Origin of the sequence: Corynebacterium meitnerae, from assembly GCF_027570075.1 — a bacterium.
Taxonomy (GTDB): domain Bacteria; phylum Actinomycetota; class Actinomycetes; order Mycobacteriales; family Mycobacteriaceae; genus Corynebacterium; species Corynebacterium meitnerae.
Genome location: NZ_JAKMUS010000012.1, coordinates 62,786 through 78,448 on the forward strand (window position 1 = coordinate 62,786; position 15,663 = coordinate 78,448).

Genomic DNA, 15,663 nt, shown 5'->3' on the forward strand with positions numbered 1-15,663 from the left:
CTCTCGCGCACCCCAACCTCGCCTGTCGCGCGCATAGCGCGGCAGGTGGCAGGGGTGCGTTTCGCGTCCCATCGCAGGTGTAGTCTGCGCGGTATGGACAAACTCGGCAGCATGGATGACATGCGTTCTGGTCAGTGGTACCTCCCGGACTCTGAGGAGGCGCAGGAGCAGCATCGCATCACGTGGGCGTTGACCCGCGAGTTCAACGCGCTAGGCAACACGGACCCTGAGCGCGCCCAGGAGTTGTTGGGTGCGATGTTTTCGCCGCAGTCGGCGGTGCCTGAGGTTTTGGGCCCGCTTCACCTTGAGTTCGGGGTGAACACCACATTCGGTGAGGGCTGCTTCGTGAACTTCAATTGCGTGATCCTGGACATCGCGGAGATTACTATTGGCGCGGGCTCGATGTTTGGCCCCGCCTGCCAGCTCATCACGGTGGGGCACCCTGTGGATGACGCAGCGAAGCGCGCGGAGGGCTGGGAGCGCGCCCAGCCGATCACGATTGGCAAGAACTGTTGGTTCGGTGCCGGCGCGATGGTGATGCCTGGCGTGACCATCGGCGACAACTGTGTGATTGCCGCCGGGGCTGTGGTGACAAAGGATGTTCCCGCAGGTTCGCTCGTCGCCGGCGTCCCCGCCCGCGTGAAGCGCGAGATCAGTTAGTCCGCCCGCGAAGCTTATCGACGGCTACCCTTCCCGCCCGTTCCCCCTCATCCTTCGGCAGGGAATCCGGGTCCACGGTGGCAGAGACGTTGATCTCTTGGGTGATTTCGCCATCGGCGCGGACGGCGGCGATGACCTCCAGCTGCTCACCCATTTCGAGCACTTGGTTGAGCGCGGAACGCTTCACCAGGGCGAGCGCGATGGGGCCGTAGTCGCAGTCGTGGACGATGGAGCCCACCTGGCCTACGGTGCGACCACCGAAGACGACGGGATCGCCCGGTTGGGGTTCCAAGGGTGCGGAGCCGTCGATATGCAGCAGCACGAGCAGCCGCGGGGAACGCCCAAGGTTTTCCACACGCGCGACGGTCTCTTGGCCGCGGTAGCAGCCCTTCTCTAGGTGCACCGCGCCAAGGTTGTCCCCGCGGCGGATGAGGGTGTGGGCTTCGTGGGGGATGGATTTATCGTCCAAGTCCACGCGCAGTTCCGGTTCGAGCGCCTTGATGCGCTCGGCGGTAAACGCCATGAGTCCGGCTCGTTCCAATCCCGCGCCGTCGGCGGACGTCAAGGTTTTGTACGCGGTGGCGAGGTCGGCGCGGGGGACGGCGACGTCGATACGCCGTGCAGCTGACCAGGGGACGGTGCGCTCAAAAGCAACGTCGATGTCGGCTGAACGAAGGATCTCCGACGGGGAGAAACTCGACGGCGCACCCAGCACAGTGAGGATGCCCAGGTCCGCCTCCTCCACGGTGACCTCGGACCAGAAGACCATCTTGGTGAGGAAGTCCTTGAAGGAGTCCAGGGAGTAGGAGGGGAGGTCGAGGTAGAAGGTTGGCGCTGCGTCGATAAGCGAAATATCTGCGTGATGTAGAATGCGGCCCTGCACGTCCAAGTCGAGCGTGGCTGCGGAAAAGCCTGGCTCCACATCATCGAGTTTCTGGCTCAGCAGGTTGTTCAAAAACGCAGCCGCATCAGGACCGGTGACGCGCACGACGCCACGGTGGCTGCGGTCCACCACGGCTCCGCCGCGGGCGATGAGGCGCTGTTCCCGCAGGGGGTCGCCGTAGTGCCAGGGGACACCGGAGGCGTCGAAAAGCGAAGTAGCGGCGTCCGGAAGTTCGGTCGCGCCGCGGAAAGAAAGCAGCGGAGAACGGTACGTATGCACGCAACCGATCATACGTGGGCATAATTGGGGGCATGCTTCCAGTACAACCGGCTCAAGCACCTGTTATTTATCTCGTGGAGCCTTTCGGTGGCTCTATGCGCCGGCAGAATGTGAATCTGCCGCACGTGTTTTGGGATGATGCGGCGGTCACGCGCGGCGATGGATGTTTTGAAACGATCCTCATCCACGGCGGTGAGCCCGTGAACATGGACGCGCACATCGCGCGGTTTGCGCGCTCAGCGGCGCTGCTGGATCTGCCGGAACCGGCGGCGGAGACGTGGCGCACGGCCACACTGGAGGCCGTCGGCGAGTACGTGCGGGAATTAGGCCTTGATCCGCAGGACGTGGAAGCGAAGTGCCAGTGGACCTACACGCGCGGCCGCGAAACCACGGGGGTGCCCACCGCGTGGGTGTCCGTGCGACCGATCCCAGCGGCGCAGCTCAAGCAGCGCAAGAAGGGAGTAAAAGTGATGACGGCCTCGCGCGGCTACACGCTTACCCCCACAGAAGACACGCCGTGGGTGACAGTCGGCGCGAAGTCGCTCAACTACGCCGCAGCGATGTCGGCGCTGCGCTGGGCAAAGAAGCAGGGCTGCGATGACGTCATCTTCGTCGACCCCGCCACCGGGCGCGTACTCGAAGGCGCGACATCCACGGTGATCACAGTCAAGGGCGACAAGCTCCGCACACCGGTCACCGGCGGGGACGTGCTGCCGGGCACGACGCAGGCCGCCATCTTCCGCCTCGCCGAAGAACGCGGCTGGCGCTGCAAGGAGAAAGACCTCACCATCGACGACCTACTCGGCGCGGACCAAGTCTGGCTGGTCAGCTCCGTGCGCGGCGGCGTCCGCGTCACAGAGATCGACGGCACAAGCACAAAGGCCCCGTCCAAGAAGGACGAGGCCACGCTTGCGTCGCTTATCGACGTTGCCCGGACAACCGTCTAGCTCCCCCTAGCCCGCAATCCTCTTCAGCTCACCGGACATGTACGGGACAAAGCTGATGTCATCCTGCGTGGATCCTGGTGCCACGCGCTCATCCACCCAACCGAGGTTGTTGTTGGGCATGAGACCGTAGATGCGCTTGCCTGGGCCGTGGGTGGACGGGCCAGTTTCCGTCGCGATGGTGGATGCGGAGGTCAGCTGCCACGCACGCTCGTTGACCGGCTCGCCGTAGAGCACCTCCACGAGGCCGCGGGAGTTGGTCAAGGTGACTTCAATCTCGTCCTTCAGCGAGATGCGCCAGAAGCCGGTTTCGCGCTGGTCGGCGCCGGTGGGGTTGCCGTCCGAGTCAATGCGCCAGATACGGGAATCAAAGCGCAGGTAGTTCTCACCGTCGTGGGAGATGACCAGTTGCTGGCCGAAGGCGTACTCCGTGTGGTTACCGTCTTCGGCCAAATCCACGGCCTGGCCGGTGCCCTGCCACACTCCCACCAGGGGGAGAAGACCCAGGAGACCATCGTGGAGGTTCGGGCCTTCGCGCAGGTTAGCGGTGTCATCCGGCAGCGGGATTTCGTCCAGGCCCAACGCCGGGATGTTGCGGTGCGCGGTGTTCTTGGACTGCTCCGCGGCTAAGTTCACGGCAGCGTTGCCATCAAGGGCGGTGTGCTCAGGCGTATCTGGCGTATCAGGGGTGTTCGTTTCATTCGTTTCCATGTCCGCCCAGCGTAGTCCCCTCACCGCGCGGGCGCGGCGATGGGCGACAGGTCAGCGGGACTCAGCGTCACGTTCCGCTGCGCGGCGGAGAAGCGGATGGAGCCGCCAGCGACTTCGACCTTGTCGGCTTGGTCACCAATCGGCAGGTCGCGGGTGTCCAGCGTGAGGGTGAAAGCGCGGGAGATGGTGTCGGCGTGGGTGGGGGAGACGTCGATAAGCGAGATGGGCTCCATGATGAACTGCGACCCCCTCAAGCGAAGGGTGACCACCACGGTTGATTTCTCGTCCATGCCCGGAACGGTGCCCGTGAGCTGAGCTTCGCTGGCGGAGCCGCCGGTGGGGGAGATGTCGTAGGGGTTGGACATGTCCAGGTCCGTCATGTGGAGCAGCTCGCCGAAGGCAACGCCGTCCATCGACAGGGTCCGGTCCACGCGCTTGGCAGCCGCGCCCACGAAATCGCCAGCGTAGGCCTTGTCCGCGGGAATAGAGATCTCATAAATATCGGTGCGCGAATTGACCGTCAGCCCCGCTGCATCCACGTCGAGGGCCTCAAAACTTACGCGCGGAACCTCGTTGCTGCGCAGGACCTGCGCGAAGGGGAAACCACCCACGTAGGTATCCGGCTCAGCGAGCAGATCATCGTGCGATCTCGCCTGCATAGCCAAGTGACGTTCGACTTTTGCCGCCGTTGCCGCATCCACCGCAAACGCCACAGCCGGCACCGCAAGGACCACTGCGGCAGCAACAAAAGCCTTCACATTCATGCCCTCACCGTAGTCTGCCCGTAGCCTTGAACCATGAATGAACCACAGTTCGATGCCAATGAAGCCCGCGACCTCCTTCGCCGCGTCGCACAGCACGATGGTGTTGAGGCGTTTTCCGAGGCGTTCGTGCGCGGCCTTGCTGGCGGCCACGAGCACTTCGCCGTGCGCGAGGACGACGCGCTCATCGCTCTAGCTGGGCTCGCCCCCGACGGGTCGGCGGAGGTTGCGGTTGATCCTGCTTATCGACGTCTCGGCCACGCCACCTCCCTCATCACCCACATCCTTTCCCGCCGCCCCGATGCTGGCGTGTGGGCGCATGGGAACCTGCCTGCCGCGAAGGCTCTTGCGGAGTCTTTGGGGTTGAAGGTAACCCGGGAATTGCTGGTCATGGCGGTGGAAGGAGAAGCGCTTACCGCTATCGGTGCGCCGGGTTCGACTGCTCGGGCTCTCGCTGGGCGGGAGGGGATGAGGGAGAGTAGTTATGCGGAAGCGGGGGACGCGGAAAAGCAATGGCTTCAGGTGAACAACGAGGCATTCCATTGGCACCCAGAACAAGGCGGGTGGGATATAGCGCGATTGCATGCGGCGATGGACACGGAGTGGTTCGACCCGGCTGGCGTGCGCTTCTTGTTTGATGGTGAACGGCTTGCGGGTTTCCACTGGACAAAGCGCCATTCGGACTCACTTGGTGAGGTGTACGTGGTGGGCATTGCGGACGCGTACCGCGGGCGGGGTCTCGGCGACCCGCTCATGCGCGCGGGAGTTGAACACCTCGTAGCCGGGGGTGCCCAAAAAATCATCCTTTATGTCGAAGCAGACAATGAACCCGCAGTGAAACGTTACAAAGAACTTGGATTTAATGTGGCTGAGCAGCACGTTGTTTACAATGCGCAAAGTTAACTCATTGTTCACCGATTTAGGCCTTTGCAATTAACACTCGGACCGTACCTTTTCACTCTGAGAGCATCATGCTCAGAAGAAACCTGAATTCGCATTGGAAAGGTATCCCCGTGATCCGTAACTTCAAGCGCTCTGCCGCTATCGCTGGCGTTGCAGCCATCACCTCTGTCTCCCTGGTTGCATGCGGTGGCTCTAACGACACTGCAGCGGAGGGCGACAACGCCACCGACGCTACCAACATCGAGGGCCTGTCCGGCCAGACCGGCCAGCTCGTCGCTGAGGGTGCTACCTCCCAGGCCAACGCGATGGACTACTTTGGTTCCCGCTACGCCGAGGCTGTCCCAGGCGCAAACCTCGCCTACAACGCAACTGGTTCTGGCTCCGGTATCAAGAACTTCATCGGCAACCAGGCAGTCTTCGCTGGCTCTGACTCCGCACTGAAGGAGGACAAGGGCGAGGTCGAGAAGGCACGCGAGCGTTGCAGTGGCAACGACGCATGGCACCTGCCGATGGTCATCGGCCCGGTCGCTGTTGCCTTCAACCTGGACGGCGTTGAGGACCTGAACCTCACCGTGGACAACCTGGTGGAGATCTTCGACGGCACCATCACCAAGTGGAACGACCCGAAGATCGCTGAGAACAACGAGGGCGCAGAGCTGCCGGATCAGGACATCTCCGTGATCTACCGCTCCGACGAGTCTGGTACCTCCGACAACTTCCAGAAGTTCCTGTCTGCCGCTTCTGACGGCAAGTGGGAAGGCGAAGGCAAGGCATTCCCGCAGAACGTCGGCGCTGGCGCTAACGGCTCCACCGCTGTTGCAGAGCAGGTCAAGGCAACCTCCGGTGCTGTCACCTACGTTGAGGCTGGCTACGCACACGACCTCGACCTCGGTGTTGCCAACATTGACTTCGGCTCCGGTGCAGTTGAGCTGAACAACGAGTCCGTGAACAAGGCTCTGGCTAACGTCCAGTTCAAGTCCGAGGGCCACGACATGGTCGTTGACTCCAAGTCCCTGTTCGCTTCCAAGAACGAGGGTGCTTACCCGCTGGTTCTGACCACCTACGAGATCGTCTGCTCCAAGGGCTACGACGAGGCAACCAAGAACATGGTCAAGGACTTCCTCAACATCGTTCTGGAGTCCCAGGATGCAGAGCTCGAGGACGCTGGCTTCATCCCGGTTTCCGGTGAGTTCGCTGACAAGCTGAAGGCTGCAGTCGACGCAATCGCCTAAGCGGTAACCCCGCACGCTTTTCAGCTCACAGTCTGAAAAGCCCCACCATTCCCCCGGTACCACTGTGAACCGGGGGAATGTTTATGCGGTGGAAGAACCGCGCACTGAACAACACAAACAATAAGGAAACGTCACCATGGCAGACCAAGAACTGTCGGTCGCGGAGCGCGACACTCCCGCCGATGCCTCAGGGCCTCGAACGGGCGTTAAACGTCCCGGCGATCGGGTCTTCGAAACCCTGTCCACTGTCTCTGCAGCGCTGATCACCGTCATCATCATTGCGGTCGGCCTGTTCCTGCTGAAGCAGGCTTTTGAGCCGCTGCGCCTCAACACTGAGAACTTCCTCACCTACAAAGGCCAGTGGCAGACCTCGAACCTGGACAACATGAAGTTCGGTATTCCGAACCTGTTCTTCTCCACGGTGACGGTGTCCATCATCGCGTTGATCATCGCTATGCCGGTGGCACTCGGTGTGGCGATCTTCCTCTCCAACTACGCGCCGAAGCGGTTGGTGAAGCCGCTGTCCGGCCTGGTGGATATGCTCGCTGCGGTGCCGTCGATCGTGTACGGCCTGTGGGGTGCGCAGGTGCTCGGCCCGAAACTCTCTGGCCTTTACGAGTGGATCAACTCCTGGGGCGGAGATTTCTTCCTCTTCCAGCGTTACGCGAACTCGCCGTCCTTCGACACTGGCCGCAACATCCTCACGGGTGGCATTGTGCTGGCGATTATGGTGCTGCCGGTCATCGCGGCCACCACGCGCGAAGTGTTTGTGCAGACCCCTCCCGGTCAGATCGAGTCCGCGCTAGCACTCGGCGCGACCCGCTGGGAAGTTATCCGCATGACGGTTCTGCCGTTCGGTATGTCCGGCTACATCGCGGGCTCCATGCTCGGTCTCGGCCGCGCACTGGGTGAGACGATGGCTCTCTACATGGTGGTTTCGCCGGGCCCTGAGTTCCGCGCATCGCTTTTCGACGGTGGCACCACCTTCGCCACCGCCATCGCGAATGCTTCTGCTGAGTTCAACAACCCCACTTCCGCTGGCGCCTACATTGCTGCGGGTCTGGTGTTGTTCCTCCTGACCTTCCTCGTCAACTCGATTGCCCGCGCAATCGTCAACAAGAAGAAGTAGGTGTGTGAGAAATGAGCACCGTTAATCCGACTAATACTGCTACTGAACTGAAGGCTGTCCCAGTGGGGGAGTCTCCGTTCACGCACATCTCTTCTGGCCGTAAGACCACCAACTCCTTCATGGGTGGCCTGATGTGGGTGGCGATGATCCTCGCGCTCATCCCGCTTGGCTGGCTCCTGATCACCCTGGTCTCCCGTGGCTACGAGGCCATTCTCAGCCCGGATTGGTGGACGCAGGACATGGTGGGCGTGCGGGCTCGTCGTGAAGGCGGCGGCGCCCTCCACGCGATCGCAGGTACGTTGATGCAAACCTTGATCGCTTCGCTGTTTTCCATCCCGATCGGCATTTTTACCGCGATCTACCTCGTGGAGTACGCCAATGGCAGCAAGCTGGGCAAGCTGACCACGTTCATGGTGGACATCCTCTCCGGTGTCCCGTCGATCGTTTCCGCCCTGTTCATCTACGCCTTGTGGATTACCATCCTGGGCCAGCAGCGCTCCGGCTTCGCTGTGGCGCTCTCACTCATCCTGCTGATGGTGCCGGTGGTGGTGCGTAACACCGAGGAGATGCTCCGCGTGGTTCCGATGGATCTGCGAGAAGCCGCGTATGCCCTCGGTGTGCCGAAGTGGAAGACCATTGCTCGTATTGTTCTGCCGACTGCGCTGTCGGGCATCGTTACCGGCATCATGCTGGCTATCGCCCGCGTCATGGGTGAGTCCGCGCCGGTGCTGATCTTGGTTGGCTCCACGCCGCAGACGAACTGGTTTGGGCTGTTCAACCAGCCGCAGTCTTCTCTGCCACTGTTCATGCTGGACATGTGGAAGTCTGGCTCCGCGGAGCCGGTTCTCAACCGTCTGTGGGGCGCGGCCCTCACGCTCGTCATCATCGTCGTTGTTCTGAACGTGCTTGCGCGGTTTATTGCCGCGAAGTTCTCGGTGAAGAAGTAACGCCCCCGTCAATCCCCATTTAGGAGAAAACAATGCCTACCAAGCTCCAGCTCAACGACCTGAATATCTACTACGGCGATTTCCATGCTGTGCAGAACGTCAACATGGACATTCCGGCTCAGTCGGTCACCGCGTTCATCGGCCCGTCCGGTTGCGGTAAGTCCACTGTGCTGCGCACCCTGAACCGCATGCACGAGGTCATCCCGGGTGCCTACACCAAGGGTGAAGTGCTTCTCGACGGCCACGATATCTACGCCAAGAACGTCGACCCGGTGTCCGTCCGCAACACCATCGGCATGGTGTTCCAGAAGGCAAACCCGTTCCCGACCATGTCCATCGAGGACAACGTTGTCGCCGGCCTGAAGCTGTCCGGCGAGAAGAACAAGGCAAAACTCAAGGAGGTTGCGGAGCGTTCCCTGCGCGGCGCGAACCTCTGGGATGAGGTGAAGGACCGCCTTGATAAGCCGGGCGGTGGCCTCTCCGGTGGTCAGCAGCAGCGTCTGTGCATCGCGCGTGCGATCGCTGTGCAGCCGGAAGTTCTGCTCATGGACGAGCCGTGCTCCGCTCTGGACCCGATTTCCACCCTGGCTGTGGAGGACCTGATCCATGAGCTGAAGGACGAGTACACCATCGTGATCGTGACCCACAACATGCAGCAGGCTGCGCGTGTGTCTGAGAAGACCGCGTTCTTCTCCCTCGAGGCCACCGGCAAGCCGGGCCACCTGGTGGAGTTCAACGACACCACCACGATCTTCGAGAATCCGGAGCGCAAGGAGACTGAGGATTACATCTCCGGCCGCTTCGGCTAAAACCTCGTTTCATCCTGCTCCCCCGCTGAGAATGGCGGGGGAGCAGTCTTTTTTATGGGCAAGTTTCAGACGAAAGGCCTACGTGACTAATGTGAACCTAACCAGTAATCCAACTATTGATTGAGAGGTTCACTTTGAACGCTTCCCTTCGGCGCCGCTTTGTCATCGGCGCCACCGTGCTTGCGCTCTGCGCCCCCGCCGCTGTCACGGTGAATGTGGCGCACGCTCTTCCGACGATCGACGCAGCCGATGCTCCTGGCTGTGCCGGTGAACTGGACACCCGCTACCCGAATATCGGCGTGGATCTGGACGTCACCGGTCCGGATGAAATCGACGTGACCAAGGATATGACCTTCAAGCTCAAGGGCACCGGCATCAACCCGGAGACGACGCCAGGTGCGTCCAACGGTGTGTATGTGGTGCTCACACCCACGAGCGTGTGGAGGATCAGGCACTGCAGCACCATGACCGGCGACGGTGATGCGCTCATTGCCCGCTGGATTCCTGCTGGCATGTTCACGAACAACGGCGGCAAGCTCGACTTGGATCTGAAGGTGGAAGCGAACTCCCTCCAGCCAGGTCAGACCTATTCCCTCGGGTTCATGGCGGCTCACGGTCTTGCGCTCAGCGAGCGCTACTTCGACCGCGGCATCACCTTTAAGGTTCCCGCGGTCGGTTCGGACAAGGTGGAAACTCCCTTTGGTGTTCGTGGTGAGGTCAACGACAAGCGAGACATCACCGTGAAATGGGATTACTCCCAGTCGGTGCCAGGCACCGCGTGGCGTGCCCAGGTTGAATGCGTTGAGCACTGCACCAGCGCAAAGACGCTGCGCACACTGGATAACAATGATCCCAACACCCGCTCAGTCACATTCGAGGACGGTGATGCGGGTGTCTACCAGGCTTCCGTCAATGCGAGCCGCTGGGTGAATGGTGAGTATGTGACGACAGGGTTTGGGGTGTCGCCGCGGTTTGTGGTGGGGGACGTCGATAAGCCAAGCAGTCAGCGACTCCACGCGACCGGAATTGAGCATGACTACGGCGAGTATGTCGCGCCTGGCACCGAAGTCACGCTGAAGTCCCCGGTTGAGGGGAAAACGGAGTGGACTGTCGCCGGGGTGAAGAACTACACGGTGGATCCGGCAACTCAGGCGCTGCGTTTCACCATGCCCACCAACCCGGTGCAAGTTGAGGCTGCAGCAGCGAAGGAGGGGCCGGCGCCCGCTGCTCCAGCTGTTCCCGCGGGGTCAGCACAGCTACCCGCCTGGGGTGCTGCGCTGATCGGGATGGCGGCAACCTTGCTGGCAGTGGTTGCCGGCTTGGCTGCCCATTCCCCCGTGGTGAAAGAGCTATGGAAGCGCTTTAACCCTTAAACAGGTAGGCGGCCGCGATCGTGTGGATCGCGGCAATGCTACCGAGAAGCGTTGCGATGACACCAAGCACGATCGCCACGATCGACTCCGGCGCCATCGGCTGCTTCGCAGGGGCCGGCATGTCCACCGGGTCCAGCACCGTACCGTCCGTCAGGGTGATGACGAGCTGACCCGCCGCATTCGTGGTTACGGAGGCGATGCCGCGCCCCTCTTTGCCGTCCTTACCGTCCGCGCCAGCCTGGCCATCCTTACCGTCAGCGCCAGCCTGGCCCGGCTTTCCTTCGGCGCCATCCTTACCGGTGACCTTGCCTAGGTCCTTCGTCGTGCCGTCGGTGAAAGTGAGGATGAGGTGGCCGGCGTCGTTGATGCGCGCGTCCTTGACGCCGTTGGTAGTCCCAGAGTCGGAGCCAGTGTCGGACCCAGTACCTGGCTTGTCTTCACCCAGTGTCAGCGTCGCGGTAAACGCCGACGGCTTCTTCTGGTCGTCCCAGCGAGAGCCGGACGCGTAGAACCAAGAGCGGACCGAGTCCGTGATGTTGTTGATGAGCTCGGTCGGCCACGCGTCGTCGTAGGAGATGTCCTCGTCGCGGACGTAGGTGACTCCCTCGTAGTCGGGGGTTGCGGTGATGGTGGCGGTGGTGCCGTCGATAGTAACGTCGGCGCTCTTAAACGTTGCCACGGTGACGCGCTTTGCGTCCTTATTGTTGGCGGGCTGGTTCGGGTCCGTCGAGCTCACAGTGGCGGTGATGGTGCCGGAGCCGCCGGCGACCTCCAGTGCGAAGTCTTGGAAGGTGATGGTCTGTGCCCCGTTGATGGTGTAGGTTACACTGCCCGGCCACTGGACCGAGGCGTCCTTGGTGTCCTTGTTTACCCAGCCGGTGGCTTTGGTGAGTTTGAGGCTGCCGTTGGCGGGCTCGGACTCGTCGGTGGGGACGATGGAGACGCCGTCACCGCTGGCCTTCGCGTCCCAGAGGAGTGCGCGCTTGCTTAGTTCCCACTGCAGGGTCTGCTCGGCGGTGGCTGCGAGCGGGGTTGTGCCGGAGGCAGTGGCGACAGCGGCCGGATTGTCCACCGCCTGCGCTGGCACGGCGAGTGGTGCGAACGTGAGGCTTGCAGCAACTGCTGCTGCGGGGAGGGCCGTGCGGACCCAGCGACGGGAAGAAATGGACATTAGGAAATATCCTCCTTTAGTTGTAGTAAGTTTGGCTAACCTTAACAGAGGGGGAGGGGTTCCTAGAAGTCGGTTCGTCGTGAGCTATTTGCGCCAGTATTGCTCCAGGTTGCGCAGCCTTTCTTCCATCTCAGACGTGGGTGTTTCATCGCGGCTTTGTGCGTACACCTCGGAGGAGAGGCCGGTGACAAGGTAGACGATGCGCGCGCCGACGTTCACGCAGTGGTCGGCGTAGCGCTCGTAGAACCGGCCGATGAGGGCGGCATCCACGGCCGCGCGGCTGGAACCTTCCCAGTCTTTGCCGGTCACGGTGGACAGGAGGTAGCGGTGGAGCTCGTCGACATGATCGTCGATTTCGTTCATCTCCAGCGCTAGGTCCGCGTCCGGGCTGATCAACTGGTCGTGGATGAGCTCGCCCATCGTGTCCACCATTTTGGCCATCTCTTTGACCGTCGATTGCAATTGCTTATCGACGACCTCCTCCGGATACCTCAACCTCGCCGTATTCGCCACGTGCTTGGCCAGTGCTCCCATCCGGCTGAAGTCTTCCACGATGTAGATGGAGGTAAACACTTGGCGCAGCTCGGTGGCCACGGGGTTTTCCCGGGCGAGGAGCTGCATACTGCGGTGTTCGCAGCGCTCACGGATCTCCTTGAGGGAGTCGGCCGCGGTGAGGGCTTCCTCGGCGTCTTCGAGCGAGGCCTCAAAGAGAGCCTTCGTGGCGGACGTCATGATGCCCCGGACGGTGTCGCTCATGATTTTCAGGTCATGCGCGAAGTTGTCCAAGTGCTCGCGGTACACAGTGCGCATGGGGGCTTCTTTTCCGTTCACGGTTCTAACCTCCGTTGTTCTCGATCTCCGCGCCTTCGGGGACGGTGGCGTCGTTGGGGTCGTCGAGCCAGCCGTCGGGAAGCGCGACCTTGGCTGAGGATCCTTGGCGCCCACGGGCTTCATCGGCGGCGTTTGCGCGCGCCGGGTTGTCGGCGATGGCGGAGAGTTTGTCGCGGAGCTCGTCCAACGTCGATACGCGTGCAAGTTCGCTGCGGAACTGTCCGCCGACGGGGAAGCCGTGGAAATACCAGCCAATGTGCTTGCGAATATCGCGGCAACCACGCTGTTCGCCTTCGTGCGCGGCAAGCAGCTCGGCGTGGCGCATCACGATGCGCGCGACCTCGCCCAGCGTCGGCTCCTCCGGTACAGGTTCTCCACGAAGCTGCGCGGCGAGCTGTGCGAACAGCCACGGGCGACCGAGGCAACCGCGACCAACGACCACCCCGTCACACCCCGTCTGATCCATCATTGCCTGCGCATCGCCGGGCGCGAAGATATCGCCATTACCCAGAACGGGAATGCCGCTGCCATCCATGTGCTCCACCAGGCGGGTGATCTCATTCCAGTCGGCCTGCCCGGAATAACGCTGCGCCGCGGTGCGTGCGTGCAAGGTCACGGCGGAGGCGCCTTCTTCGGCGGCGATGCGGCCGGCGTCGAGATGCGTGTGATGCTCGTCATCGATGCCCACGCGGAATTTCACGGTCACCGGAATCCCAGAGCCCTCCGCCGCGCGTACCGCGGCCGACACGATGTTGCGGTACAGATTGCGCTTGTACGGAATCGCGGAACCGCCGCCCTTGCGCGTCACCTTCGGCACCGGGCAGCCAAAGTTCATGTCCACGTGATCAGCCATCTGCTTATCGACGATCTTCCGCACCGCCTCATACGTATACTTCGGATCCACCGTGTACAGCTGCATGGAGCGCGGTGACTCTTCCGGCGCGAACGTCGTCATATGCAGGGTCTTTTCATTGCCCTCCACGAGCGCGCGGGCCGTAATCATCTCGCAGACGTACAGCCCGGAAACACTACCGACGAGCTCCTGCTCAATCTCACGACACAACACGCGAAATGGCATGTTTGTCACCCCCGCCATCGGCGCAAGGATGACGGGGGAGGCGACATCGAGGTCGCCGATCGTGAGTGTCTGTCGGTTATGAGGAAGGGTCATTGTCACGGCAGCCATTGTTCCTTGTGCAGGTGAGGGATACAAACCGCGCCGTAAATGTTCATATGCAAAACTGTTTTCACGTTTGGGTGGGGGATGTGGTGGCGGGGAAGTGATACGTGGGCCACAATGGGGAGAAATCGTTGTTGATGACTCAAAGACACAAAGGAGAGACGATGAGCGACCGCATTGACAGCGCCCAACTGCGTGACAAGGTCATGTCCGCAGAAGAGGCTGCACAGTTTGTCAACCACGGCGACAAGGTGGGTATTTCTGGCTTCACCGGCGCTGGCTACCCGAAGGCCCTGCCGGGCGCGATCGCAGAGAAGGCGAAGGCAGCCCACGCGAAGGGCGAGGACTTTGCCATCGACCTGTTCACCGGTGCGTCGACCGCACCGGAGTGTGATGGTGTGCTGGCTGAGGCTGACGCACTGCGCTACCGCATGCCGTACCAGTCCGACCCGACCATGCGTAACAAGATCAACGCTGGCCAGATGAAGTTCCAGGACATCCACCTCTCCCACTCCGGCATGATGGTGGAGCAGGGCTTCTTCGGCGACGTGGACGTGGCCATCGTGGAGGCTGTCCGCATCACCGCTGAGGGCAACATTGTTCCGTCTTCCTCTGTGGGTAACTCCGTCGAGTTCCTCAACGCTGCCAAGAAGATCATCATCGAGGTCAACGAGTGGCAGTCCTTGGACTTGGAGGGCATGCACGACATCTGGCTGGTGCCGCCGCTGCCGAACCGCATCCCGATCCCGATCACCAAGTGCGGTGACCGCATTGGTACCACCTACATTGAGATCGACCCGGCCAAGGTCGTCGCAGTGGTCAAGACCGATGCGCCGGACCGCAACGCGCCGTTCAAGGCGCCGGATGAGATCTCCGAGCAGATCGCCGGCAACTTCCTTGACTTCCTCGAGAACGAAGTGAAGGCAGGCCGCCTGTCCTACGACGGCTACGTCATGCAGTCCGGCGTGGGCAACGTGCCGAACGCCGTGATGGCGGGCCTCATGGACTCCAAGTTTGAGAACATCCAGGCCTACACCGAGGTCATCCAGGACGGCATGGTTGACCTCATTGACGCTGGCAAGATGACCGTTGCTTCCGCCACCTCCTTCTCCCTGTCCCCTGAGTACGCGGAGAAGATGAACAACGAGGCAGCGCGCTACCGCGAGTCCATCGTGCTGCGCCCGCAGTCCATCTCCAACCACCCGGAGGTCATTCGTCGTACGGGCCTCATCGCCACCAACGGCATGATCGAGGCGGACATCTACGGCAACGCCAACTCCACCCACATCAACGGCTCCCGCCTGATGAACGCACTGGGTGGCTCCGGCGACTTCACCCGTAACGCCTACATCTCCTCCTTCATCTCCCCGTCGGAGGCGAAGAATGGCGCTATCTCCGCCATCGTGCCGTTCGTGTCCCACGTGGACCACACCGAGCACGACGCCATGGTCTTCATCACTGAGTACGGTGTGGCAGACCTGCGTGGCCTGGCACCGCGTGACCGCGTGGCCAAGATGATCTCCATCGCTCACCCGTCCTACCGTCCGCTGCTGGAGGAGTACGTGGAGCGCGCCGCGAAGTGCAAGTACCAGTCCACCCCGCACGACCTGCGCCACGCCTTCGACTTCCACCTGCGTATGGAAGAAAACGGCTCCATGAAGTAGCCCAATTAGCGGCCCGGGCCCACCAACGTCTAGCATGTGTGGGCACGGGCCTTTAGCTCAGTTGGTAGAGCTACGGACTTTTAATCCGCAGGTCGCGGGTTCGAGCCCCGCAGGGCCCACGCACTGACACCCCACGCCAATCGGCGCGGGGTGTTTTTGCTTGTGTGGGGCAAAGGATGGGAAGGG

At 61.8% G+C, this 15,663-nt stretch carries 15 protein-coding genes and 1 tRNA gene; 10 read left to right on the forward strand and 6 right to left on the reverse strand.

Features of this window, described 5'->3' with window-relative positions:
• Positions 1-93: 93 nt before the first annotated feature.
• Complete coding sequence (locus L8U60_RS08170; RefSeq protein WP_269965876.1) at positions 94-660, forward strand: sugar O-acetyltransferase; 567 nt, start codon at positions 94-96, stop codon at positions 658-660.
• On the opposite strand, the gene ygfZ is transcribed toward L8U60_RS08170, so the two are convergent.
• Complete coding sequence (gene ygfZ, locus L8U60_RS08175; RefSeq protein WP_269965877.1) at positions 653-1,834, reverse strand: CAF17-like 4Fe-4S cluster assembly/insertion protein YgfZ; 1,182 nt, start codon at positions 1,832-1,834, stop codon at positions 653-655. The two genes, L8U60_RS08170 and ygfZ, sit on opposite strands and share 8 nt — an antisense overlap.
• Before the next feature lie 20 nt (positions 1,835-1,854).
• On the opposite strand from ygfZ, the gene L8U60_RS08180 reads away from it, so the two are divergent.
• Positions 1,855-2,769, forward strand: a complete 915-nt coding sequence (locus tag L8U60_RS08180; RefSeq protein WP_269965878.1) for an aminodeoxychorismate lyase — start codon at positions 1,855-1,857, stop codon at positions 2,767-2,769.
• 6 nt (positions 2,770-2,775) lie between these two features.
• On the opposite strand, the gene L8U60_RS08185 is transcribed toward L8U60_RS08180, so the two are convergent.
• Positions 2,776-3,477 (reverse strand): heme-binding beta-barrel domain-containing protein, encoded by a 702-nt coding sequence (locus L8U60_RS08185; RefSeq protein WP_269965879.1) that lies wholly within the window; start codon positions 3,475-3,477, stop codon positions 2,776-2,778.
• Positions 3,478-3,497: 20 nt separating this feature from the next.
• Positions 3,498-4,241 (reverse strand): LmeA family phospholipid-binding protein, encoded by a 744-nt coding sequence (locus tag L8U60_RS08190; protein WP_269965880.1) that lies wholly within the window; start codon positions 4,239-4,241, stop codon positions 3,498-3,500.
• 33 nt (positions 4,242-4,274) lie between these two features.
• On the opposite strand from L8U60_RS08190, the gene mshD reads away from it, so the two are divergent.
• The 6 genes from mshD to L8U60_RS08220 all read left to right on the forward strand — a co-directional run bounded on the left by mshD (position 4,275) and on the right by L8U60_RS08220 (position 10,631).
• Entirely contained in the window at positions 4,275-5,141 is an 867-nt protein-coding gene (gene mshD, locus L8U60_RS08195; RefSeq protein ID WP_269965881.1) for a mycothiol synthase, read from the forward strand.
• 110 nt (positions 5,142-5,251) lie between these two features.
• Positions 5,252-6,373, forward strand: coding sequence for a phosphate ABC transporter substrate-binding protein PstS (gene pstS / locus L8U60_RS08200; RefSeq protein WP_269965882.1), 1,122 nt, complete (start codon positions 5,252-5,254; stop codon positions 6,371-6,373).
• A 136-nt stretch (positions 6,374-6,509) separates the two neighbouring features.
• Positions 6,510-7,502, forward strand: coding sequence for a phosphate ABC transporter permease subunit PstC (pstC, locus tag L8U60_RS08205; protein ID WP_269965883.1), 993 nt, complete (start codon positions 6,510-6,512; stop codon positions 7,500-7,502).
• A gap of 11 nt (positions 7,503-7,513) precedes the next feature.
• Entirely contained in the window at positions 7,514-8,449 is a 936-nt protein-coding gene (pstA, locus tag L8U60_RS08210) for a phosphate ABC transporter permease PstA (protein WP_269965884.1), read from the forward strand.
• 32 nt (positions 8,450-8,481) lie between these two features.
• Positions 8,482-9,258, forward strand: coding sequence for a phosphate ABC transporter ATP-binding protein PstB (pstB, locus tag L8U60_RS08215; RefSeq protein ID WP_269965885.1), 777 nt, complete (start codon positions 8,482-8,484; stop codon positions 9,256-9,258).
• Positions 9,259-9,392: 134 nt separating this feature from the next.
• Entirely contained in the window at positions 9,393-10,631 is a 1,239-nt protein-coding gene (locus L8U60_RS08220) for a hypothetical protein (RefSeq protein ID WP_269965886.1), read from the forward strand.
• On the opposite strand, the gene L8U60_RS08225 is transcribed toward L8U60_RS08220, so the two are convergent.
• The 3 genes from L8U60_RS08225 to dusB all read right to left on the reverse strand — a co-directional run bounded on the left by L8U60_RS08225 (position 10,621) and on the right by dusB (position 13,819).
• Positions 10,621-11,802 (reverse strand): HtaA domain-containing protein, encoded by a 1,182-nt coding sequence (locus L8U60_RS08225; protein WP_269965887.1) that lies wholly within the window; start codon positions 11,800-11,802, stop codon positions 10,621-10,623. The two genes, L8U60_RS08220 and L8U60_RS08225, sit on opposite strands and share 11 nt — an antisense overlap.
• Before the next feature lie 84 nt (positions 11,803-11,886).
• Positions 11,887-12,633: a phosphate signaling complex PhoU family protein gene (locus tag L8U60_RS08230; protein WP_338026476.1), complete on the reverse strand. Its 747-nt coding sequence runs from the start codon at positions 12,631-12,633 to the stop codon at positions 11,887-11,889.
• Positions 12,634-12,637: 4 nt separating this feature from the next.
• Entirely contained in the window at positions 12,638-13,819 is a 1,182-nt protein-coding gene (gene dusB / locus L8U60_RS08235) for a tRNA dihydrouridine synthase DusB (RefSeq protein WP_269965888.1), read from the reverse strand.
• 158 nt (positions 13,820-13,977) lie between these two features.
• On the opposite strand from dusB, the gene L8U60_RS08240 reads away from it, so the two are divergent.
• Positions 13,978-15,477: an acetyl-CoA hydrolase/transferase family protein gene (locus L8U60_RS08240; protein WP_269965889.1), complete on the forward strand. Its 1,500-nt coding sequence runs from the start codon at positions 13,978-13,980 to the stop codon at positions 15,475-15,477.
• 46 nt (positions 15,478-15,523) lie between these two features.
• Positions 15,524-15,596: transfer RNA gene (locus tag L8U60_RS08245), tRNA-Lys, on the forward strand.
• Positions 15,597-15,663: the final 67 nt, after the last annotated feature.